We start from the raw sequence: 348 nt of genomic DNA on the forward strand, positions 1-348 counted from the left end.
TTCTTGACCCGTCTGTGTGTTTAAATATCCACATTGAACCGCAAATTTAATCCAGACTTGAGTTTCACTGGCTTCGGCTTCTGAATCATTGAGTTTAGCAATGAAAGCGGCTTCATATCTCCGTTTTCTCCAAGCTTCCGCTAAATTAGCACAGACAGAACGAGAAGAACGTCGAATTTGATCGGTTAGAGAATATCGTTCTTCTATAGGAAATCTCTGGGATACTTTAAAAATCTGCATGGCTCCCTGAAAGGATAACTGATACACCTCCAAGTCTTCATGAGTTCTAATAATTTTCCTCCTTTCTTCCCCCATCTCTTATCCCCCTCATCTCCTCATCTCCTTGTT

1 protein-coding gene is annotated in these 348 nt (G+C 41.1%); it reads right to left on the minus strand.

The annotated features are described in order from the left end of the window. A partial coding sequence (locus tag PL9214_RS29785; protein WP_139295237.1) for a four helix bundle protein occupies positions 1-315 on the minus strand: 315 nt, incomplete at its 3' end. Positions 316-348: the final 33 nt, after the last annotated feature.

Source organism: Planktothrix tepida PCC 9214, from assembly GCF_900009145.1.
Taxonomy (GTDB): Bacteria; Cyanobacteriota; Cyanobacteriia; order Cyanobacteriales; family Microcoleaceae; genus Planktothrix; species Planktothrix tepida.